Origin of the sequence: Stenotrophomonas sp. MH181796, from assembly GCF_009659995.1 — a bacterium.
GTDB lineage: Bacteria > Pseudomonadota > Gammaproteobacteria > Xanthomonadales > Xanthomonadaceae > Stenotrophomonas > Stenotrophomonas riyadhensis.
The window spans coordinates 156,679-177,828 of record NZ_RAHU01000007.1 but is presented as its reverse complement, the minus strand read 5'-3'; the positions used below and the strand labels follow the sequence as shown (position 1 = coordinate 177,828).

The 21,150-nt window shown below is 67.7% G+C and carries 26 protein-coding genes; 10 read left to right on the top strand and 16 right to left on the bottom strand.

Annotated elements, in window-relative coordinates:
* Nucleotides 1-18 precede the first annotated feature (18 nt).
* The 5 genes from lptB to D5301_RS17940 form a co-directional block, all read right to left on the bottom strand.
* Nucleotides 19-738, bottom strand: a complete 720-nt coding sequence (gene lptB, locus D5301_RS17960) for an LPS export ABC transporter ATP-binding protein (protein WP_010483646.1) — start codon at nt 736-738, stop codon at nt 19-21.
* Nucleotides 738-1,289, bottom strand: a complete 552-nt coding sequence (gene lptA / locus D5301_RS17955) for a lipopolysaccharide transport periplasmic protein LptA (RefSeq protein ID WP_153856465.1) — start codon at nt 1,287-1,289, stop codon at nt 738-740. Before lptA ends, lptB begins: the two co-directional genes overlap by 1 nt.
* 104 nt (nt 1,290-1,393) lie before the next feature.
* On the bottom strand, nt 1,394-1,969 hold the full coding sequence (gene lptC / locus D5301_RS17950) for an LPS export ABC transporter periplasmic protein LptC (RefSeq protein WP_153856464.1): 576 nt from the start codon (nt 1,967-1,969) through the stop codon (nt 1,394-1,396).
* Entirely contained in the window at nt 1,966-2,514 is a 549-nt protein-coding gene (locus D5301_RS17945) for an HAD hydrolase family protein (protein ID WP_153856463.1), read from the bottom strand. The genes lptC and D5301_RS17945 overlap by 4 nt, the downstream gene beginning before the upstream one ends.
* A 66-nt stretch (nt 2,515-2,580) precedes the next feature.
* Complete coding sequence (locus D5301_RS17940) at nt 2,581-3,582, bottom strand: KpsF/GutQ family sugar-phosphate isomerase (protein ID WP_110711422.1); 1,002 nt, start codon at nt 3,580-3,582, stop codon at nt 2,581-2,583.
* 54 nt (nt 3,583-3,636) lie between these two features.
* Here D5301_RS17940 and D5301_RS17935 point away from each other — a divergent pair, with 54 nt between their 5' ends.
* The 3 genes from D5301_RS17935 to D5301_RS17925 are packed head-to-tail and all read left to right on the top strand — an operon-like array spanning nt 3,637 to nt 5,483.
* Nucleotides 3,637-3,867, top strand: a complete 231-nt coding sequence (locus tag D5301_RS17935) for a BolA family protein (protein WP_005408396.1) — start codon at nt 3,637-3,639, stop codon at nt 3,865-3,867.
* A 21-nt stretch (nt 3,868-3,888) separates the two neighbouring features.
* On the top strand, nt 3,889-5,160 hold the full coding sequence (murA, locus tag D5301_RS17930; RefSeq protein ID WP_153856462.1) for a UDP-N-acetylglucosamine 1-carboxyvinyltransferase: 1,272 nt from the start codon (nt 3,889-3,891) through the stop codon (nt 5,158-5,160).
* Nucleotides 5,157-5,483, top strand: a complete 327-nt coding sequence (locus D5301_RS17925) for a hypothetical protein (RefSeq protein ID WP_049459898.1) — start codon at nt 5,157-5,159, stop codon at nt 5,481-5,483. The genes murA and D5301_RS17925 overlap by 4 nt, the downstream gene beginning before the upstream one ends.
* A 130-nt stretch (nt 5,484-5,613) precedes the next feature.
* Here D5301_RS17925 and D5301_RS17920 read toward each other — a convergent pair whose 3' ends face one another.
* From D5301_RS17920 to purM, 7 genes are all read right to left on the bottom strand, one after another.
* A complete protein-coding gene (locus D5301_RS17920) occupies nt 5,614-6,297 on the bottom strand; it encodes a DUF3108 domain-containing protein (RefSeq protein WP_010483632.1) in 684 nt (227 codons plus the stop codon).
* 2 nt (nt 6,298-6,299) lie between these two features.
* Nucleotides 6,300-7,124: a DUF3108 domain-containing protein gene (locus D5301_RS17915; RefSeq protein WP_032130367.1), complete on the bottom strand. Its 825-nt coding sequence runs from the start codon at nt 7,122-7,124 to the stop codon at nt 6,300-6,302.
* Nucleotides 7,125-7,191: 67 nt separating this feature from the next.
* The gene (purN, locus tag D5301_RS17910; RefSeq protein WP_032130366.1) at nt 7,192-7,851 is read right to left on the bottom strand and encodes a phosphoribosylglycinamide formyltransferase; all 660 of its coding nucleotides are present in this window, start codon (nt 7,849-7,851) and stop codon (nt 7,192-7,194) included.
* A complete protein-coding gene (locus tag D5301_RS17905; protein WP_049398166.1) occupies nt 7,848-8,510 on the bottom strand; it encodes a DUF2238 domain-containing protein in 663 nt (220 codons plus the stop codon). Before D5301_RS17905 ends, purN begins: the two co-directional genes overlap by 4 nt.
* 41 nt (nt 8,511-8,551) lie before the next feature.
* Entirely contained in the window at nt 8,552-8,974 is a 423-nt protein-coding gene (locus D5301_RS17900; protein ID WP_032130364.1) for a hypothetical protein, read from the bottom strand.
* A complete protein-coding gene (locus D5301_RS17895) occupies nt 8,971-9,459 on the bottom strand; it encodes a hypothetical protein (RefSeq protein ID WP_153856461.1) in 489 nt (162 codons plus the stop codon). Before D5301_RS17895 ends, D5301_RS17900 begins: the two co-directional genes overlap by 4 nt.
* A gap of 22 nt (nt 9,460-9,481) precedes the next feature.
* Entirely contained in the window at nt 9,482-10,540 is a 1,059-nt protein-coding gene (gene purM / locus D5301_RS17890) for a phosphoribosylformylglycinamidine cyclo-ligase (protein WP_049421530.1), read from the bottom strand.
* A gap of 99 nt (nt 10,541-10,639) precedes the next feature.
* On the opposite strand from purM, the gene D5301_RS17885 reads away from it, so the two are divergent.
* From D5301_RS17885 to hda, 3 genes are read left to right on the top strand one after another with little or no spacing between them, the layout of a single operon-like run.
* Nucleotides 10,640-11,779: a DUF2066 domain-containing protein gene (locus D5301_RS17885; protein ID WP_153856460.1), complete on the top strand. Its 1,140-nt coding sequence runs from the start codon at nt 10,640-10,642 to the stop codon at nt 11,777-11,779.
* Entirely contained in the window at nt 11,776-12,945 is a 1,170-nt protein-coding gene (locus D5301_RS17880; RefSeq protein WP_032130360.1) for an AI-2E family transporter, read from the top strand. Before D5301_RS17885 ends, D5301_RS17880 begins: the two co-directional genes overlap by 4 nt.
* Nucleotides 12,945-13,652, top strand: coding sequence for a DnaA regulatory inactivator Hda (gene hda / locus D5301_RS17875; RefSeq protein ID WP_153856459.1), 708 nt, complete (start codon nt 12,945-12,947; stop codon nt 13,650-13,652). The genes D5301_RS17880 and hda overlap by 1 nt, the downstream gene beginning before the upstream one ends.
* A gap of 484 nt (nt 13,653-14,136) precedes the next feature.
* Here the strand turns inward: hda and murU are convergent, their stop codons facing one another.
* From murU to D5301_RS17855, 4 genes are all read right to left on the bottom strand, one after another.
* Nucleotides 14,137-14,847, bottom strand: coding sequence for an N-acetylmuramate alpha-1-phosphate uridylyltransferase MurU (murU, locus tag D5301_RS17870; RefSeq protein ID WP_153856458.1), 711 nt, complete (start codon nt 14,845-14,847; stop codon nt 14,137-14,139).
* Nucleotides 14,844-15,869, bottom strand: coding sequence for a phosphotransferase (locus D5301_RS17865; RefSeq protein WP_153856457.1), 1,026 nt, complete (start codon nt 15,867-15,869; stop codon nt 14,844-14,846). The genes murU and D5301_RS17865 overlap by 4 nt, the downstream gene beginning before the upstream one ends.
* A gap of 64 nt (nt 15,870-15,933) precedes the next feature.
* A complete protein-coding gene (locus D5301_RS17860; protein ID WP_049398791.1) occupies nt 15,934-16,203 on the bottom strand; it encodes a GlsB/YeaQ/YmgE family stress response membrane protein in 270 nt (89 codons plus the stop codon).
* A 70-nt stretch (nt 16,204-16,273) separates the two neighbouring features.
* Nucleotides 16,274-17,767, bottom strand: a complete 1,494-nt coding sequence (locus D5301_RS17855; RefSeq protein WP_010483606.1) for a M20 family metallopeptidase — start codon at nt 17,765-17,767, stop codon at nt 16,274-16,276.
* Between the two features lie 199 nt (nt 17,768-17,966).
* Here D5301_RS17855 and D5301_RS17850 point away from each other — a divergent pair, with 199 nt between their 5' ends.
* The 4 genes from D5301_RS17850 (at nt 17,967) to D5301_RS17835 (ending at nt 21,120) form a co-directional block, all read left to right on the top strand.
* Nucleotides 17,967-18,293 carry a helix-hairpin-helix domain-containing protein gene (locus D5301_RS17850; protein ID WP_012510302.1) on the top strand — a complete coding sequence of 109 codons (327 nt, stop codon included), beginning with the start codon at nt 17,967-17,969 and terminating at the stop codon, nt 18,291-18,293.
* A 352-nt stretch (nt 18,294-18,645) separates the two neighbouring features.
* Nucleotides 18,646-19,731 (top strand): L,D-transpeptidase, encoded by a 1,086-nt coding sequence (locus D5301_RS17845; protein WP_032129253.1) that lies wholly within the window; start codon nt 18,646-18,648, stop codon nt 19,729-19,731.
* 17 nt (nt 19,732-19,748) lie between these two features.
* Nucleotides 19,749-20,474 (top strand): murein L,D-transpeptidase catalytic domain family protein, encoded by a 726-nt coding sequence (locus D5301_RS17840; RefSeq protein WP_004147404.1) that lies wholly within the window; start codon nt 19,749-19,751, stop codon nt 20,472-20,474.
* A 34-nt stretch (nt 20,475-20,508) separates the two neighbouring features.
* Complete coding sequence (locus D5301_RS17835) at nt 20,509-21,120, top strand: HutD family protein (protein ID WP_153856455.1); 612 nt, start codon at nt 20,509-20,511, stop codon at nt 21,118-21,120.
* The last annotated feature ends 30 nt before the right edge of the window (nt 21,121-21,150 follow it).

Genomic DNA, 21,150 nt, shown 5'->3' with positions numbered 1-21,150 from the left:
AGGGACCCGGCGACTGCTTCACAGCTTGAAGGAATCCCCGAGGTAGACGCGACGCACATCGGCGTTGTCCAGGATCGCTTCCGGCGAACCCTGGGCCAGCACGCTGCCCTCGGCGAGGATATACGCGCGGTCGCAGATACCCAAGGTCTCGCGCACGTTGTGGTCGGTGATCAGCACGCCGATGCCACGTTGCTTGAGATGGGTGACGATGCGCTGGATCTCGCCGACCGAGATCGGGTCGACACCGGCGAACGGTTCGTCGAGCAGGATCAGGCGTGGCTGCGCGGCCAGGGCACGGGCGATCTCGCAGCGGCGGCGCTCGCCACCGGACAGGCTGGCGCCGAGCTGGTCGGCGACGTGGCCCAGCTGCAGTTCGTCGAGCAGGCTGTTCAATTCGCGCTCGCGGCCCTTCGAGTCAAGGTCCTCGCGCAGCTCCAGCACCAGGCGGATGTTGTCGGCCACGGTCAGCTTGCGGAACACCGACGGCTCCTGCGGCAGGTAACCCACGCCCTGCTTGGCCCGGGTATACATCGGGTCGCCGGTGATGTCCTTGCCGTCGAGCACGATGCTGCCGGCGTCAGCCGCAACCAGGCCGACGATCATGTAGAAGCAGGTGGTCTTGCCGGCGCCGTTGGGGCCGAGCAGGCCGACCACTTCACCGGCGTCGAGGGTCAGCCCGAAGTCCTTGACGACTTCGCGTTGCTTGTACTTCTTGCGCAGGCCCTTGGCGACGAGCATTACTTCCTGCTCCCGGCCGGCGGTGCCGGCGTAGTGGCCTTGGGCTGTGCCGCAGGTGCGGCCGGGGTCTTGTTCTTCGGCGGGATGACGGTGCGCACGCGGCTGCCGTCGCCACCGGAGTTCATTTCGCCGGTGCGGGTGTTGTAGACCATGCGCTGGCCGGCATTGGTGCCGCGCGCGCTGGTGACCTTGTAGTTGCCGGTCAGGGTGATGATCTCGGTCTTGATGTCGTAGTCGATGCGATCGGCCAGCGCGTCCATCCAGGTGCCATCATCGAGCTGCTGCTTCATCTTGGCCTGTTTGCCGGTGAACACCGCACGCACGGGCTCGCCGTCCTTGAGGTAGATCTCGGCCTCGGACGAGCGCAGGTCCAGCGTGCCCTGGGTGATGATCACGCCCTGCGACAGCACGGTCTTGCCGTCGCCGGTGAGCATGCCCGACTGGGCGCCGGAATCGATGTGCATGTCTTCGTTGCGGTCGGTGGACTTGGCGAAGGCGGCGCTGGGGACAAGAAGACCGAGCGCGAGTACGGCGGCAAAGGGAATCTTCATCGGGGTCCGTTCTACCGGTAGGGGCCGCCCGGGCGGGCCGGGGGCGGGAGGGGGGGGCTGCCGGCCTTGCGCCTGTCCGGAGACGTCGCAGGCTGACGGCGGAATCAGCGTTTGGGCGTGTAGCGGCCCTTGGACTGGCTGAGGAAATGATACGTGTTGTTCTTCGAATCCACTTCGAAGCCGACGCCGGACTGTTCCATGCCCGGGCGGGTCATGGTCACCAGGGCGTCGGTGCGGGCGCGGTTCTCCCTCGGGAACACGTCCAGGTGGTCGGTGCGGAAGGTGGTCGGCACCGTGCCGGGGCCGGCCGGGCTGTCGCCCGCCACATTGCCGCGCAGCTTCATCTCGTCGCCCTTGGCGCTGAGCCAGCCGGTCTCGGCACGCAGGGTCCAGTGCCTGCCATCCTTGTCCGGCATCTCGAACAGCGGGGTGGCGATGTTGATGGTCTGGTCGCCGCGCTGGCGTTCCAGCAGCGGCGCGCGCAGGGTGGTCGATTCCTTGCCGTGCTCATCCAGGGCGACAATCTGGAAGTCGTGCAGGATGTAGTCCACGCCGACCTCCTGGCCGCCGTTGGCTGGCCCCTTGTCGCGATTGCGCAGTGCGGCCCAGCTGCTGAGCAGGGCCGCCAGCAGCAGGCCGATGCCGAGCAGGGTGCGCCAGTTCACGGTGGGCAGGTTCATGCGCCGAACCTCGCCAGCACCGCATCCACATGACCCTGCGCGGCCAGCAGGATGTCGCACAGCTCACGTGCGGCGCCCCGTCCGCCCTCGGTACGGGTCTGCCAATGCACGCGCTCGGCAATCCATGGGTGGGCATTGGCCGGAGCGACGGCCAGGCCGACCGCGCCCAGCGGTGCCAGGTCGGGCAGGTCATCGCCCATGAACGCCACCTGTTCCAGGCCGATGCCGTGCTGTGCGCTCAGGGCCTGCACGCTGGCCAGCTTGTCGCCCACGGCAATCTGGGTGTCGATGCCGAGGTCGGCGCCGCGCTTGAGCGCCGACTGGCTGTTGCGCGCGGTGATCAGTACGGGGTGGATACCGTGCTGCTGCAGCAGTTTCAGGCCCAGACCGTCCTGCACGAAGTACGCCTTGCTCTCGTTGCCGTCCTTGTCGTAGTACAGCCGACCGTCGGTGAGGGTGCCGTCCACGTCGAAGCAGGCCAGGCGGATACGGGCCGCGGCGGCATGCAGGTGGGCGGGGAAGGCGGGCAGGGGGGACCAGGGCATCAGGGCGGCAGGCTCGTTGGGGGCGGGTGCGGCGTTACAGACTGAATGGGGTCTATGGACTGTCGGTTAAACCACCCGGGCCCGCAACAGGTCATGAATGTTCAGGGCACCGACTGCGCGGCCCTGGCCATCGACCACGATCAGGCCGGTGATCTTGTGGGTCTCCATCAGCCGGGCCGCCTCGACGGCCAGCTGGTCGGCGCCGATGGTGCGCGGGTTGCGCGTCATCACATCGGCGATCTTGGCGGTGCGCACGTCCAGCGCACTGTCCAGCGCGCGGCGCAGGTCGCCGTCGGTGAACAGGCCGATCAGCACGCCGTCGGCATCGACCACGGCGGTCATGCCCAGCCGTTTGCGGCTCATCTCCATCAGTGCTTCACTGAGGCTGGCGTCCGCGCCAACGCTGGGCAGGTCGTCGCCGGTGTGCATCACGTCGGTGATATGCAGCAGCAGGCGGCGGCCGAGGCTGCCGGCCGGGTGTGAACGGGCGAAATCGTCGGCGGTGAAGCCGCGTGCGTCGAGCAGGGCCACGGCCAGCGCATCACCCATCGCCAGCGAGGCGGTGGTGCTGGAGGTCGGCGCCAGCGCCAGCGGGCAGGCCTCGGCCGGCACGCTCACGTCCAGATGGATGTCGGCGGCGGTGGCCAGGCTGGACTGTGGGCGGCCGGTCATGGAAATCAGCACGTTGCCCTGGCGCTTGAGCACCGGCAGCAGCATCAGCACCTCGTCCGATTCGCCCGAATAGGACAGGGCCAGCACCACGTCGTCCTCGGTGATCATGCCCAGGTCGCCGTGGCCGGCTTCGCCCGGGTGCACATAGAAGGCGGGTGTGCCGGTCGAGGCCAGGGTGGCGGCGATCTTGCGGGCGATGTGGCCGGACTTGCCCATGCCGGTCGCAACCACGCGCCCACGGCTGGCCAGGATCGCCTGGCAGGCCTGCTGGAACGCCTCGCCAAGGCGGTCGGCCACGGCGTCCAGCGCCTGCCGCTCGATCTCGAACACGCGGCGGCCGCTGGCGACCAGGCCGGCAGGGTCGACGGAACGGGGGGGCAACAGGGATTCGGCCATGCGGACGCCACGCAGCGGAAGTAGAATGGAGGCACATTTTATTAGGAAAGCCCGTTGGACGCCGACACCATCCGCAATCTGATCGAAACCGGCCTGCCCGGCGCCCGCGCCGACGTGCAGGGCGACGATGGCGTGCATTTCGAAGCGACCGTGGTCTGCGAGGCCTTCGCCGGCAAGATGCCGCTGGCCCGCCACCGCATGGTGTATGCCACGCTGGGCGACCTGATGGGCGGCGCGATCCACGCGCTGGCGCTGAAAACCGTGACCCCGGCCGAAGCCGGCTGAACCGCAGAAGATCCCGAATACATGGCCAAGATCGTTGTGACCGGCGGCGCTGTGCTGCACGGTGAAGTGAGCATCTCCGGCGCCAAGAACGCCGTCCTCCCCATTCTCTGCGCGACCCTGCTGGCCGATGCGCCGGTGGAGATCACCAACGTGCCGCACCTGCACGACGTGGTCACCACGGTGAAGCTGCTGGGCGAGCTGGGCGCCAAGGTCACCATCGACCAGGGCACGCTGTCGCGTGGCAGTGCGATCGTGGTCGACCCGCGTTCGGTCAACCAGCACGTGGCACCGTACGAGCTGGTCAAGACCATGCGCGCCTCGATCCTGGTGCTGGGTCCGCTGCTGGCCCGCTTCGGTGCGGCGGAAGTATCGCTGCCGGGCGGCTGCGCGATCGGTTCGCGTCCGGTCGACCAGCACATCAAGGGCCTGCAGGCGCTGGGCGCCGAGATCGTGGTCGAGAACGGCTTCATCAAGGCCACCGCCAAGCGTCTGAAGGGCGGCCACTTCACCTTCGACATGGTCAGCGTCACCGGCACCGAGAACGTGCTGATGGGCGCGGTGCTGGCCGAAGGCACCACCATCCTCGACAACTGCGCGATGGAACCGGAAGTGACCGATCTGGCGCACTGCCTGATCGCGCTGGGCGCGAAGATCGAAGGCCTGGGCACTGCCCGCCTGGTGATCGAAGGCGTCGAGCGCCTGTCCGGCGGCCGCCATGAAGTGCTGCCCGACCGCATCGAGACCGGCACCTTCCTGGTGGCCGCAGCGATGACCGGTGGCAAGGTCACGGTCAACCGTGCGCGCCCGAACACCATGGACGCGGTGCTGTCCAAGCTGGTCGAAGCCGGTGCGAAGATCGAGACCACCGACGACAGCATCACCCTGGACATGCAGGGCAAGCGGCCGAAGGCGGTCAACCTCACCACCGCGCCGTACCCGGCATTCCCGACCGACATGCAGGCGCAGTTCATGGCGCTCAACTGCGTGGCCGACGGCGTGGGCGTGATCAACGAAACGATCTTCGAGAACCGTTTCATGCACGTCAACGAACTGCTGCGCCTGGGCGCGGACATCCAGGTCGAAGGGCATACCGCCATCGTGCGTGGCAACGAGCACCTGAGCGGCGCGCCGGTGATGGCCACCGACCTGCGTGCATCGGCCTCGCTGATCCTGGCCGGCCTGATGGCCAGCGGCGAGACCACCATCGACCGCATCTACCACCTTGATCGTGGCTACGAGAACATCGAAGAGAAGCTGTCTTCGCTCGGTGCCACCATCCGGCGCGTGCCATGATCCTGCGCGGCAAGTTCAGCCCGCGCCGCAAGGCGCTGCTGGCCCTGGTGCTGATCGTGCTGGCGTGGCTGGGCTATGCCTGGTACGCCAACATCGCCATCACCCAGGGCATCGAGCAGAAGGACATGGACTGGAACGGCGACGGCACGGTCTCGCGTGATGAGATCATCGAGTCGTTCTATGCGGTTGCGGTGAATGACAGCCAGGACGGCAACCGCCATTGCCGCACCTTCGTCTGGCGCAGCACCGGCGAGCAGATCCGCGTGGACTGCCGCACCGAGTTCAAGGCGGCCGAAGAGAAACCGGCCGAAGCGAAGAAATAAGAAAACGCCCGCGGAAGCGGGCGTTTTCTTTCGCGGGGTCGGATCCCTTTCCGACGGAAAGGGCTCTGACCCAGCCATGTCGCAACCGGGGTCAGAGCCCTTCCCGGGGGAAGGGATCCGACCCCAACAATCAGTTCATCGCCTTGATGGTCAGGTCCAGCGCATCGCGGCCGCTCTCACGCTGCAGCATGCGCGCCGGCACCGGGAATTCCGGCACGATCCAGGCGATCAGCTCCTTGTTGCCGTCGGCGCGCGAGACCTTGGTGGCCTCGTAGCTCTTGCCGCCCACGGTGATCGATTCCTTGCCGATCACACGGTACGTCATGTTCTTGATGCGGCCTTCGTCGACCATGCGATAGGTCAGCGGCTTGCCCGCCGCCAGGTCACGGGCGATCGCCAGGTTGATCAGCAGCGCGTCCATGTCACCGGCTTTCAGCGCAATCGGGCCAGCGCGATCCGGCTTGATGTCACCGGTCCAGGTGGCCTGGTTGCTGGTCCAGTTGTAGTTGGCCTGCACGTTGCGCTTCTTCACCAGCAGCGCCGAACGGTCCTGGCTGCTGAGCGGGCGCAGCTGGCCACGCACTTCCTCGAACACCGTGCTCTGGCTGAGGTCGGCCAGCTGGTTCTTCACCTGCAGGCTGTAGCGCCACTTGTTGCTGCCTTCGCTGGCCAGGGTCATGGTGCCGTTGGCCTGCATGCCCATGTAGCTGGCCAGGTAATCGGCCTTGAACGGTTCCAGCGCCATGGCCGGCAGGCTGGCCACGGTCAGGGCAGCGGCTGCGATCCAGGTGAGGGGGCGGGTCAGGGTATTCATGCTCAGACTCCTTGGTATTCGATCAGGCGCAGATCGACGCGGTCTTCGCCGTCTTCGCGTTGCAGGATGCGCACCGGGGTGGGGACACCGTTGGCGATCCAGAGAATGGTTTCGTTTCTGCCACCGTTGGTCCGGTAGACCCGCAGTGCGTTGTAGGACAGGTCGCCGACCTCGACGTTCTCGGTCTGCGGCGCGGCCTGGTAGTCGTGTTCGCGGACCTTGCCCATGTCCACGTAGCGGTAATGCATGGAGGCGCCTGGACGCGCATCGCGCATGATCGCCAGGTTGATCAGCAGCGCGCTCTGGTCGCCCGGCTGCAGCGGGATCGGCTGCGCGCGTTCCTTCTTGACGTCACCGGTCCATTGCGCGGTGCCGGCCTGCCAGTTGTAGGTGCCGACCGCCTTCTTGCCCAGGAACAGGCCCTTGCGCACCGTGCTCTGGCTGAGCGGCGCATACACGCCGCTTCGCTCCTCGAACACCGTGCTCTGTTCGATGTTCAGGCCCAGCACGCTGGCAAAGCCGCGGCGGCCGACCACCTGCATGTCCACCCGCCACTGGCTGCCGCCGGTGTGGGTGACCTGCATGCTGGCATCGCCCGCTTCCTTGCCCTTGTAGAAGGCCTGGTAGGTGGCGCTGAACGGTTGCAGCGGCGGTGGCTCCCAGGCCAGTGCCGGTGGCATCGGTACGGCCGGCGCATCGGCTGGCGGCTGCGCTGCGGGCACGGGTGCCGGCGGGGTGGCGGGCGCCTGTGCCTGGCCCCAGCCCACGCCGGGGAACACGGCAAGCGACAACAGCAATGGAGTGGACAGCAGGGTCGTGGTCTTCATGGAGGACAGGGACCGCAGGAGGGGGCAGGATGCCAGCCCCGCAGTCAGCGGGGCGTGTGCATGGGGACTACCGGTTCAGGTTCCCGGCGGAATCTAGGGCCAACGGGCTAAACAGGGGGTGACCGTCCAGTTGCGGCTGGCTCTCCCGTTCAGCCAGGCGGCCGGCGCACAACAGCTGCAGGGTGGCGATCAGCAGCGGATGCTCCACCGCCAGCACGCGCGCGGCCAGGCTGTCGGCGTCATCGCCGGGCAGCACCGGCACCCGCACCTGCGCCAGCACGGCGCCCGCATCCAGCTCGGGCACGACCAGATGCACGCTGGCACCGTGCTCGGCGTCGCCCGCCTGCAGCGCCCGGGCGTGGGTGTCCAGGCCCTTGTGCAGCGGCAGCAGCGATGGATGGATGTTGACCAGCCGGCCATTGAAGCGCTGTACGAAGGCCGCGCCGAGGATGCGCATGTAGCCGGCGCAGACGATCCAGTCCGGTTGTACTGCGGCCAGCGCATCGCCGAGCGCCTGCTCGTAGCTGGCGCGGTCGCTGAAGGACTTCGGTGCATGCGCCCAGCGCAGGTTCGGTGCGACGCGCTGCAGGGCCTCTGCGGCGGGGCGGTCGGAAAACACGCCGACCACCTCGGCGGGCAGTCGGCCGTCGGCAATGGCATCGAGGATGGCCTGCAGGTTGCTGCCGCGACCGGAGGCGAGCACGGCAATGCGGGTGGTCGCGGTCACTGCTGGGCGCTCCGGCGGATCAGCGGCCAGATCAGCAGGCTGCCGAGGGTGGCCATCAGCATGTCGGCGTGCGCGTCCCACATGTCGCCCTGCTGCCCGTTGTAGGCCTCGGCAGCATCCGGTGACAGCGCCAGCGCGATGGCCCACTCGAACCATTCGTAGACCAGGCTGGCACACATCACCGTCATCACCGCCAGGGTGAAGGCCTGGCCCAGGCGCAGCGCCGGCCACGCATGACGGGCAAGCTGCAGCAGCGCAGGAGTGAAGCAGACGCCGAACAGGAAGTGGATGAGGCGATCGAAATGGTTGCGCTGCCAACCGAAGGCCGCATTCGGCGACCAGCCGCTCAGCGTCTGCGCCCAGGCGTCGTAGGGCACGTTGGAATACAGCCAGCGCGCGGCCACGCAGTGCAGGGCGATGAAGCCGCAGATCGCGATGAAGGCACCGTTGCCCAGCCAGCCGCCGCGACGGTCGACCCACAGCAGCGCGGCCAGCCCGATCACGGTCAGGGTGCTGTGCAGGGCCTGTTCGGTAGGCCACAGCGGGTGGACCCAGCTGATTGCGAACACCGCCAGCACGGCGGCAAAGGCCAGCTTCTTGGGGCCCGAGAAACGGTGGGTGGTGGGCGAAGCGGACGTCGGGAGGGCAGGCGCGGACATGGGAAATCGATCAGGAAAGGACGGAGCGTCTGCCGGCAGGTTCAGACACTGAGGTGGTCGCCGCGGTCGAACAGCGCGGCCATGTCAGGTTTGGACAGGAACACCCAGGCATAGGCGGCCAAGGCCATGCCCAGCGGGCCGGCCAGTACGCCCAGCCACGCCGCGCGCCGGCACCAGGCCAGCCCGGTGCGATGTGACAGCTGGCGCGCGGTATACAACTGCACGAACCCCAGCACGGCCGCCAGCACGGCGATGGACGCATAGACCGTGGTCAGCATCCAGGCGTCGTCCAGCCCGCGCGAGTGGGCAACCCATCCGCTGAGGCCAAGGAACGCCACTGTGGCGAACCAATGGAAGCCGGCCAACGCGTAGAACAGCACTTTCAGCGTCTGTAGATGGCTGGTCAGCTGCAACTGCGCCAGGGTCTGATGCGGCAGCGGCGGCGGATTGCCGGAGGCGGTCATGCGGGCGTGGCGGGAAGGTCGAAGGCGGCCTTCACCTGCGGGCGCAGCAGGGTGATCAGGCCGAACACCCCCAGCACCGTGCCGATGGGGGTGAACAGGCAGGCCAGGCCGGCCGCGATCAGGCACAGCAGGTAGCGGCGTCTCTGGGCCAGGCAGCGGCCGGCATAGGCGACGAACGCGCCCAGGGTGACGCCTCCGAATACGGCGACGCAACCGATGAGGGTGAACATCCAGCCGAACAGGCGCTGCTCGGCCGGCGACGACGGCTGGCCGCCGGAATTCATCGGCAGGTTGCCGGTGAGCGCGGTGATGCCCAGCACGATGTGGATGATGAAGATCAGCGAGAACAGCACGATCAGGCCGCCGACCACGTAGTGCGCGATGGCCAGCATGCGCAGGTGGTCGGCATCCTGCGCGCTGAACACCGGTACCGTCGCCAGCGGCGGCGGCACGGGGGCGGGCGACAAGGGGGGCGTTGCGTCCATGCGGGCTCCTGGGTTGTCGGGATCAGGCGATGTGGACGCGCTCGGCGCCTTCGGCGGTGACCACCTGGCCGATGGTCCAGTGCTCCAGGCCCTGCGCCTTGACCGCATCGGATACCGCGGCCACCTGGTCCGGCGCCACGATCAGCACGAAGCCGATACCGCAGTTGAAGGTGCGCCACATCTCGCTGTCGGCGACTGCGCCTTCCTTCTGCAGCCACTGGAACACCGGCGGCAGGGTCCAGGACGAGGCCTGGATGTCCAGGCCGAGGCCGTCGGGCACCACGCGGATGATGTTCTCGGTCAGGCCGCCACCGGTGATGTGGGCCATGCCGTGGATGGCCGCGCCGTGCGACTTCAGCAGCGACAGGATCGGCTTCACGTACAGGCGGGTCGGCGCCATCAGCGCATCGACCAGCTTCACGCCGCCTTCCAGCTCCAGCTCGGCCGGGCGGCCGGCGCGGTCGTAGATGCGGCGCACCAGCGAGTAGCCGTTGGAATGCGGGCCGGACGAAGCGATGCCGATCAGCACGTCGCCGGCAGCCACGCTGGCGCCATCCTTCAGCTCGCTCTTCTCGACGGCGGCGACGGTGAAGCCGGCCAGGTCGTACTCGCCCGGGGCATACATGTCGGGCATTTCAGCGGTTTCGCCGCCGATCAGCGCGCAGCCGGCCTCGGTGCAGCCGTTGGCGATGCCGCCCACGACCGCCGCGGCGGTGTCTATGTCCAGCTTGCCGGTGGCGAAGTAGTCCAAGAAGAACAGCGGTTCGGCACCCTGCACCAGCACGTCGTTCACGCACATGGCGACCAGATCGATGCCGATCGTATCGTGGCGGTTCAGCTGGTGGGCCAGCTTCAGCTTGGTGCCCACGCCGTCGGTGCCCGACACCAGCACCGGCTCGCGGTACTTGTTGGACAGGTCGAACAGGGCGCCGAAGCCGCCCAGGCCGCCCATCACTTCCGGGCGGAAGCTGCGCTTGACCAGGGGCTTGATCCGCTCGACCAGTTCGTTGCCGGCGTCGATGTCGACACCCGCGTCACGGTAGGTGAGGGGGGAGGGGGCGGAAGACGGGGTGTTGGTCACGGGCGTCGGCGCTGGCAGGGGTTGAACGGGCGATTTTAACAGGCCGCATTGGCGCAAAGGCCGTATTCGGGCAACAATTCCCCCGGATACGTCGAGCCAATGGATGTCCTGATGCGCCGCAGCCTGATTCTGACCCTGCTCCTTGCGCTGAGCCTGCCGGTGGCCACGATGGCCCAGAGCGGCCTGCGCACCGAGGGTGATGTTGCCACCGCCACTGGCGCGTACGAGGCCGAAGTGCCCGTCAACAGCCAGGCCGAAGCCGACCGCAACGGCGCCCTGGCCCGCGCCTTGAGCGTTGTACTGGGCAAGTTGTCCGGCGATCGCAGCGTGATGTCGCGCCCTGGCGTGGCCCAGGCGCTGCGCAATGCCAAGGATTACGTGGCCAGCTACGACTACAAGCAGGACCAGAGCGTGAGCGCCAGTGGCGCCCCCAGCTTCCGTACCCTGCTGGTGGCCCGCTTCCGCGAGGACGATGTTGATTCGCTGGTGTCGGCGCTGGGCCTGCCGCTGTGGCCGCAGCCGCGACCGAAGCCGGTGCTGTGGCTGGCCGTCGATGACGGCAGCGGTCCGCGCCTGGTCAGCGTGCAGCAGGCCAACGCCGCCCGCCCGTTGCTGAACCGCGCCATCGAGCGCGGCTACAAGCTGGGCCTGCCCAGCGGTGGTGCCGCCGAACAGGCGCTGGCCGGTGCCATCTGGCGCCAGGACAGTGCCGCCGTGGCCCGTGCCTCTTCGCGCTACGCGCCGCCGATGCAGCTGATCGGCAAGCTGTACCGCGCCAACGGCGGCTGGCAGGCGGACTGGGTGTTCGTCGACAACGGCCGTGAGCTGAACAAGTGGACCAGCAAGGACGCCAACGCCATGCGCGCGATGGCCGCCGGTGCCGATGGTGCCGCCGATGCGCTGGTCAAGCGCTATGCCAAGGCCGGCGCGGCCGTCGGCCAGGCCGGCACCTATCGGGTGGTGGTCACCGGCATCAACAGTGCCGACGACTACCTGCGCCTGGCTGCCGGCCTGCGTGAGGTGCCGGTGGTGCGCAACGTCACCCCGCTGCACGCTTCGGCCGGCCAGCTGGAGCTGAGCCTGGAGATGACCACCGGCCTGGCCGGCTTCAACCGCATGCTGGGCGACAACGGCGTGCTGGTGCCGAGCGCACCGCTGCCGGCCCTGCCGACGCCGATCGACGACACCACCGGTGCCCCGGTCGCTGCGCCGGTCAGCAACGAGTACCGCCTGCGATGAACCTGACCCCGGAAGCGGAAATCGCGCAGTTCCTGCGCCGTCTGAAGTACATCCTGTTCGCCGGCCTGATCGGCTGGGTGGTGTGGTTGCTGGCGCCGATCCTGACCCCGTTCGTGCTGGCGCTGGCGCTGGCCTGGCTGGGCGATCCGCTGGTGGACCGCATCGAGGCCACCGGCCGTTCGCGCATGACTGGCGTGGTGCTGGTGTTCGCGGCGATGGTGCTGGTGATCGTGGCGCTGCTGCTGGTGCTGGTGCCGATGATCGAGCGCCAGATCACCACCCTGATTGCGGTCGCGCCGCAGGCACAGGCGTGGCTGATGGAAAAGGGCATTCCCTGGTTCGAGCAGAAGACCGGCCTGGAAGTGATGCAGTGGCTGGACCCGGACCGCCTGATCGAATGGGTGCGCAGCCACTGGCAGCAGGCCGGCGGCTTCGCCACCACGTTCATGGGCTACGTCTCGCGTTCGGGCTTTGCGATGGTGACCTGGGTGGTCAACATCCTGCTGCTGCCGATCCTGGCGTTCTACTTCCTGCGTGACTGGGACAAGCTGGTCGAGCGCGTGGCGTCGGTGATTCCGCGCAACCAGATCGGCACCATCAGCGCATTGGCGCGTGAGTCCAACGAGGTGCTGGGCGCCTTCATCCGCGGTCAGTTCCTGGTGATGCTGGCGCTGGGCGTGATCTATGCCGGCGGCCTGTCGCTGGTCGGCCTCAAGCTGGGTCTGCTGATCGGCCTGATTGCCGGCCTGATCAGCTTCATTCCCTACCTGGGCGCGACCACCGGCATCCTGATGGCGGTGGTCGCCGCACTGGTGCAGGCACAGGGCTTCGACCTGAAGCTGCTGATCCTGGTCGGCGTGGTGTTCACCGTGGGCCAGCTGCTGGAAAGCTACGTGCTGACCCCGCGCATCGTCGGCGACAAGATCGGCCTGCACCCGGTGGCAGTTATCTTCGCGGTGATGGCCGGCGGCCAGCTGTTCGGCTTCCTCGGCATGCTGCTGGCGCTGCCGGTGGCAGCGGTGACCAACGTGCTGCTGCGCTACGCGCACCAGCGTTATCGCCAGAGCGAGCTGTACGTGGGTGAGAAGCCGGCGATCGTGCTTGATGGCGTGGTCGATGCCCCCCATATCATCATTCCGAACGACAAGGGCCCCGACCTGAAGTGATGGGTGTGCCGCAACTGCCGCTGGCCCTGCATTACCCGCGGGACCAGCGCCTGGAGACCTTCATCGGCGCGCCGGACGGCGCGCTGGCGCAGCTGCGCGCGATCGCGGTGGGTGCCAGCCACGAATGGGTTTATCTGGAAGGTGCGGCGGGCACGGGCAAGACCCACCAGGCACTGGCGATGTGCTCCAGCGCCGAGCAGGCCGGGCGACTGCCGACCTACGTACCGCTGGCCAGCGCCGCCGGCCGCGTACGCGCGGCGTTGGATGGGCTGGAGGCGCGCGAGCTGGTGGCGCTGGACGGCCTGGACGAGGTGGCCGGCAACCGCGAGGACGAGATCGCGCTGTTCGATTTCCACAACCGCGCGCGCGCTGCGGGCGTGACCGTGCTGTACACGGCGCAGAAGGCGCCGGAAGAACTGGGCCTGGTACTGCCCGATCTGCGTTCGCGGCTGGGCCAGTGCGTGCGTGTGCTGCTGCAGCCGCTGGATGAGGAAGGGCGGGCAGCGGTGCTGCGTGAGCGCGCGCTGCGGCGTGGGCTGGCGATCGACGAGGCCTCCATCGAGTGGCTGCTGTCGCATACCGGGCGCGAGCTGGGTGGATTGATCACGCTGCTGGACTGGCTGGACCGGGAGTCGCTGGCGGCGAAGCGGCGGATCACCGTGCCGTTCCTGCGCCAGGTGCTGGAAGAAGGCCGGCCGCGTTACTGAGGGTGGGGTTTGCTTTGCAGGGCTGCCGCCCTGCACCCGCAGAAGCCGAAGCAACGTCAACGTCAAAAGCTGGCTATCCGTGGGATGGCGGGGTGGCTCAGGTTGCGGGGGACGGCGCAAGTACGTCCATGTAGCCTCGGTCGCGCCATCCATGGCGCTCACGCCCCCGCAACCTGAGCCACCCCGCCTTCGACAGGTTCCCGCGATCTGCCGGGACTGCGTACTGCATTGCTGTTGATGGGTGTCGACCTTGGTCGACACCAGAGCGAGCGTAGCGACGCGACCCGCTTTTGCTTTTCTTTTTTCTTTTCCGTGGCTGGACGCCCACGGAAACTGTCAGAGGCCGGTCGGGTGGGCCATGCAGGGGCGTTGGCGCCATGGATGGCGCCATCGAGCTTACATGGACGTACTTGCAGCGTCCCCTGCATGGCCCACCCGACCGGCCAAACACGCGATCCGCTCTACGCGACCAACCACGAGGGGCTCAGCCGTTCGCCGCCAACTCAGCATCCAGCGCGCGCAGGCGATCCACGGTCCCGACATCGGTCCAGCGCCCGCGATGGTGCTGCCCCGTCATCAACCCCTGTGCCATGAAGTGCTTCTGCAGCGGCACCACCGAGAACTTCGGTGGGAGCCGCTCGCTGCCCGGTGCATCACCGATCACCGTGCGCCAGTCGGCCACGATGGAAGGGCGATACATGCCGATGCCGGCATAGGTCAGGCACGGTCCTTCGCGGTCGTGGTGCAGCAGGCCCTGTGCATCCAGGCGGTAGTCGCCGTCCGGGTGCTGTACAGGATTGTCGACCAGTACCAGATGCGCCTGGCCCTGCGGTTCGCGCGGCAGCGTGGCGAAATCGAAATCAGTCCAGATGTCGCCGTTCACGACCAGGAACGGGGCGTCGCCCAGCACCGGCAACGCGTTGAGGATGCCGCCGCCGGTTTCCAGCGGGGTCTGCCCTTCGTACATGAAATGCAGGCGCAAGCCCCATTGGCTGCCATCGCCCAGCGTCGCTGGAAACTGTTCGGCCAGCCATGCGGTGTTGACCACTACCTCGCGCACGCCGAGTGCGGCCAGGCGTTCCAGGTGCCAGACGATCAGCGGTTTGCCGGCCACGTCCAGCAGCGGCTTGGGCGTGTGCAGGGTCAGCGGGCGCATGCGCTCGCCCAGGCCGGCAGCAAAGATCAGTGCCTTCATCGGGCCACGCGCATCGGTGCGGCCAGGTCGGCCAGCGCCGGCTTGATGCGGTCTTCCAGCAGCTGCTGCAGCGGTGCCAGCTCGCGGTAGCGCGGCAGCACTTCATCCAGATAGGTGATGAAGCGCGGCGCGTCGTCGAGGTAATGGCCCTTGTTGTCGCGATAGCGCAGGCGGCAGAACAGGCCGAGGATCTTCACGTGGCGCTGGATGCCCATCCAGTCGGCATCGCGCAGGAAGGTGGCACGGTCGGGCACCGGCAGGCCGGCGTTGCGGGCGCGCTCGTGATACTGCGCCAGCCACTCGTCCACACGCTGCAGCGGCCAGCTCAGGAACGCGTCCTTGAACAAGCTCATCGCATCGTAGGCGATCGGGCCGCGCACCAGGTCCTGGAAATCCAGCACTGCCGGACCATTCTCGACCGGCATCAGATTGCGCGGCATGTAGTCGCGATGGGTCATCAGCTGGGCCTGGCCCAGCGCGTTGTCCATCAAGCGGCGGTGCACCAGCTGCAGCCCTTCAATCTCGCCGCAGTCCAGTTCCAGGTTCAGGTGGCGCTGCAGGAACCATTCGTCGAACAGGCCGGCATCGCGCTGCAGCAGTGCTTCGCCGAACTGGCCGAAGTCGGCCGGCACCGGGATCGCCTGCAGGCGCAGCAGCTGTTCGATCGAGCGGCCGAACCATTCATCGGCGTTGCGCTCGTCGAGGATCTTCGCCAGGGTCGGGCCGCCGAGATCTTCCAGCAGCAGGAAGCCGGCATCCAGATCCTGTGCCAGCAGCGCGGGCACACGCAGGCCGTTGTCATCCAGCAGGCCGCGCATGCGCAGCCACGGGCGCGGATCTTCCAGCCCCGGCGGGGCATCCATCACGATGTGGCTGCCGCGCGTGCTGGTGGTGCGCCAGTAGCTGCGCATGCCGGCATCGACCGAGGCGCGTTCGACCACCGCACTGGAATCATCGAGCTGGGTACGGGCCCACTGCAGGCGCTGCGCGCTGCGCTGGGGATCGGAGGCGGGTTCGGTCATGCAGGCATATCCGGGCGCGCCGGGCGCGCCTACGTCGGGAACAGGAAGGGAAGAGGGTGCGGGATCAGCGGCGACCGCTGAACAGACGCAGGACGGCCAGCACGGCCACCGCGCCCAGCACCGCACCGAGGAAGCCGGCCGGCTCACCGGGGGCGTACCAGCCCATGTACTGGCCGAACCACCCGGCCAGCAGCGCGCCGATGATGCCCAGCACGATGGTCAGCAGGCAGCCCATGCGGTTGTTGCCGGGCATGAAGAATCGCCCGAGCAGGCCGACGAAGAAGCCGACCAGGATGATGTAGAGCCAGCTGCTGCTGCCGAACAGACCATTCATGCGCGCGATTTCCACCAAGGGTGGACGCAGCCTAGCAAGGCCAGGCTGCGTCCGTCACGGTGTGCCGGATTCAGCAGCAGCCGTGGTCGCCGTGGCGGGTGCCACTGTCGGCAGCCACCGGCGAACCGCTGGTCTCGCCGCGCAGGCTGGCGGCGTAGTGCTCGCTGATCACCTTGGACACGCAGGCGGTGACCTTCTTGCCCATCGGGATGTGCAGGAACTCATTCGGGCCGTGCGCGTTGGAGTGCGGTCCGAGCACGCCGGTGATCATGAACTGGGCGCCCGGGAACTTCTCACCCAGCATGCCCATGAACGGGATCGAGCCGCCTTCGCCCATGTACATCGCCGGCTTGCCGAAGAAGGCCTGGCTGGCGTCGTCGATGGCCTGGGTCAGCCACGGCGCCATGGCCGGGGCGTTCCAGCCGGTGGAGGCCTTTTCGAGATCCAGAGTGACCTGCGCACCGTTCGGCGGGTCGCGCAGCAGCGCTTCCTTCAGCAGCTCACCGCAGGTCTTGCCATCGGCGGTCGGCGGCAGGCGCAGCGACAGCTTCACCGAGGTCTGCGGGCGCAGCACGTTGCCGGCCGATTCCAGCGCCGGCATGCCACCGACGCCGGTGACCGACAGTGCCGGGCGCCAGGTGCGGTTGAGCACCAGCTCGGTCAGGTCCTCGTTCATCGGACGCAGACCGTCGACCATCGGGAACTTCTCGAAGATCTCGGTATCGACCACTTCGGCGGCGCGCTTGGCCTGTTCCTGGCGCTCGGCCGGGATCTCAACGTTCATGCCGTCGATCAGGATGCGGCCGGTGTCCTGGTCCTCGATGCGCGACAGCAGCTGGCGCAGCAGGCGGAAGCTGGACGGCACCACGCCGGAGGCATCGCCGGAGTGCACGCCTTCGTTGAGCACCTTCACGGTGAAGTTGCCGCCGGTCAGGCCGCGCAGCGAGGTGGTGCACCACAGCTGGTCGTAGTTGGCGCAGCCCGAATCCAGGCAGACCACCAGCGACGGCTTGCCGATGCGGTCGGCGAGGTGGTCGACGTAGGCCGGCAGGTCATAGCTGCCCGACTCTTCACAGGCTTCGATCAGCACCACGCAGCGGGCGTGCGGCAGGCCCTGGGCCTGTAGTGCCAGCACCGCGGCCAGCGAGCCGAAGATGGCGTAGCCGTCGTCCGCACCGCCGCGGCCATACAGCTTGTCGCCGCGCAGGACCGGGGTCCACGGGCCGAGGTCGTCGTCCCAGCCGGTCATTTCCGGCTGCTTGTCGAGGTGGCCGTAGAGCAGGATGGTGTCGTCGCCGGTTTCGGCGCCGGTAGCCGGAATTTCCAGGAAGATCAGCGGGGTACGGCCTTCCAGGCGCACCACTTCAACCTTCAGGCCGGGCAGCTGCTGGGCCTTGGCCCAGTTCTCCATCAGGGTGACCGCCTGTTCCATGTAGCCGTTCTGCACCCAATTGGCGTCGAACATCGGCGACTTGTTGGGAATGCGGATGTAGTCGACCAACTGCGGGACGATTTCGCTGTCCCACTTGTCATTGACGAATTGGCCGAGCTTGGCGCTGTCCATCTGAAACTCCGGTTGCATGGGCTGATCCGGCCATTCTACGCCTGTGCCGCGGGTAGGGTTTTTCCTACATCACGTCGGGTATTTGGCTGGCTTTTAGAAATCCAGGAAACCGATAGGCTGTGTGCATGTGGTGACGGACACTGTTCCTACCGACGGGATTGCCGGTCGGGACGGCCAGAATCACAAGGAGATACACGTCGTGCCTTGGAGTGTCGTGTTGAGGGCACTGGTGCTGGTCGTGTGGATCGCTGGGGCGCATGCCGCCGAACCGATCGACATCAACCGCGCCGATGCCCAGGCGCTGCAGCAGGGATTGACGATGGTCGGAGCCGCCAAGGCCGAGGCGATCGTCGAGCACCGGCGCAGACACGGCCCGTTTCATCGCGTCGAGGACCTGACGCAGGTGAAGGGGATAGGGAAAGCAATCGTCGAACGGAATCGACAGCGGATCACCGTAGGCAACAGGTTGTTGCCGGCGGATCCGGTACCCGGATCGGTACCGGTGCGAACCGTACCCAGGCGCTGACAGCAGGAATCGTCGGAACCGGCAGGAGGCTGGTTCACCGGACACGGACAGGAAGGCCGTGACCACCGACCGCCGCAGGACGCGGCACCAATCACCAGGATGGTGGCATCACAGACCTGTGGAAGGGGCTGAGATACAAACAGGACAGACGCGGCCGCGTGCAGGATGCAACGCTACCCCCACAGCGCAGGATGCGAGGGGGCGGCAGCAGGCCGACAAGGACGTAACGATTGCCCGGTACGACACATGGCTGTGTCGCCGGGCAGTTTCATTTCCGGCACCTGGTTTTGCCGCGGCCACCACGGGTCGATGGTGTACGGTGGCCGCACCGCATGGAAAGGACCCCCGCTGGATGCTTCTGCACCGCCCCACTACCCTGATGCTCGCCCTTGCACTGGCCCTGCCGCTGCTGGGCCATGCCGCTGCGCCGACGCCGGCCGCCAAGCCTGCCGCTGCCGCAGCCAGCACCGCCGAAGTGCGCGGACCGACCGACCTCAAGCCGGGCGAATACCTGTGGCATCCGGAAATTTCACCGACCGGCCCGATCGTGCTGGTGGTCAGCCTCGATGAGCAGCGCGCGTACGTGTACCGCAACGGCATTGCCATCGGCCTGACCACGATCAGCTCGGGCAAGGCTGGGCATGAGACGCCGACCGGCGTGTTCACCATCCTGCAGAAGGACAAGGACCACAAGTCCAACCTCTACAACAGCGCGCCGATGCCCTACATGCAGCGGCTGACCTGGGACGGCATCGCCCTGCATGGCGGCAGCCTGCCTGGTCATCCGGCCTCGCATGGCTGCGTGCGGCTGCCGCAGGCCTTCGCGCAGAAGCTGTTCAGTGAAACCCAGCGTGGCGACACCGTGGTCGTGGCCGATGCCAAGAGCTCGCCGATGACCCTGGCCTATCCGTCGGTACTGGCACCGGTCAACGCGCGTGGCCAGGCCTTGCCGGAGACCGAGGGTGGGGCGCCGGCGCAGGCCTGGTGGAACGACAGCGCGGCGCCGGCGGGGCAGGTCGGCATCCTGGTCAGCCTGCACGACCAGCGCCTGTACGTGCTGCGCGATGGCGTGATGATCGGCGAGTCGCCGCTGAAGGCCGACGCCCTGCCGGCGTTCCAGGGCACCACCCTGTTCGTGATGGGGCAGGGCTACAGCGATACGCCCAGCCCGCTGGACGCGAACCAGCGCCTGCACCAGTGGACGGCCTATCCGCTGCTGGGCCAGGACCGTGCCCAGGCCACGCCGGACCTGCTGGCCACGCCCTCGCTGCCGATGGCGTTGCCGGCCGATTTCGCCCGCCAGCTGTACCAGGTGCTGGTACCGGGCACTACCCTGCTGGTGACCTCGCTGCCGGCGGTCCGCCCAAGCCCGGCTGAATCCGGAATGCAGCCGGTCTTGGAATCCGAGCCGCCAGGGTCCACCCTCAAGGGCAACTGAGTCCCTTCGTTGTGCCCATGACTGCATCCCGCCTGTGCCGGCTGGCCGCGTTCGGCCTGCTGGCGACCTCGGCCAGCGCTCCAGCGCTGGCACAGACGCCCGCCCTTGCCACCAGTGCCGATGATCTGGCCGCCTTGCTGTCGCGCAGTGCGCCCAAGGCCGACCGCCACGTATTGCAGCTGGCGGCGCACGCCATGCGCTGCGCGCTGCAGCGGCCGGAGCTGGGCATCAATGGTGATCGCCTCAGCGTGATCGATTATTCGCGGCCGTCCACCGAGCCGCGCCTGTGGGTGTTCGACCTGGCCCACCAGCGCCTGCTGTTCGAGGAATGGGTGGCGCATGGCCGCAACAGCGGTGAGAACCGCACCGAACACTTCTCCAACCGCGATGGCAGCTTCATGTCCAGTCTTGGCGCGTTCACCGCGCAGGAGACCTACATGGGCGGCAATGGGTACTCGCTGCGCCTGGCCGGGCTGGAACCGGGCTTCAACGACCGCGCGCGCGAACGCGCCATCGTCATCCACGGCGCCCCCTACGTGAACCCGGCGACCGCGCAGCTGCAGGGACGGCTCGGCCGCAGCCTGGGCTGCCCTGCGGTACGCCTGTCGGTGGCCAAGCCGCTGATCGACGCATTGCGTGGCGGCACGATGGTGTTCGCCTACTACCCCGACCAGGACTGGCTGAAGCACTCGCAGCTGCTGGGCGGTGAGTGCGGTGGCCAGGGCACGCTCGCCACCCGGTGATGCACGACGGCGCGCGGCATGATGCAATGCGCCGATGAACATCGACTCCCTGCTGCACACTCCGAGCCAGGTGATCTCCCGCCTGGACTATCGCCGCGAGCGCTGGCGCAACGGCCTGGGCTGGACCCGCGAGATCCTGCGCCTGCCGGCGCAGGGTGACGACTGGGCGCTGCGCCTGTCGGTGGCCGAGATCGAACAGGACGCCGCGTTCTCTGCCTTCCCCGGTGTGGAGCGCGAACTGGTGCTGCTGCAGGGCAATGGTGTGCGTCTTCGCTTCGACGATGGCCGCGTGGCCGAGGTGCTGCCACCGCACGGACGCGTGCGCTTTGCCGGCGAGGAAGCGCTGCACGGTGAACTGGTCGATGGCACCACCCATGACTTCAACCTGATGTGGAAGCGCGAGCTGCTGCAGGCCGAGCTGCTGCACCGGCCGCTGGTGGGCACGATGTTCTTCTTCTGCGAACCGGGCGTTGCCTGGGCGCTGCATCTGCTGGCCGGTCAGGCGGAGTTTGGTGCCGACAGTGGTTTGCCGGCGCTGCAGGCGGGAGACACTGCGTGGTTGGCGGCCGGTGAACGGCAACGCCATGCGCTGCAGGGTGGGGGCGAGTTGCTGGCGATACGGGTGAGTGCGGCGACGATGGCATGACCGTGTAGAGCCGAGCCCATGCTCGGCTGC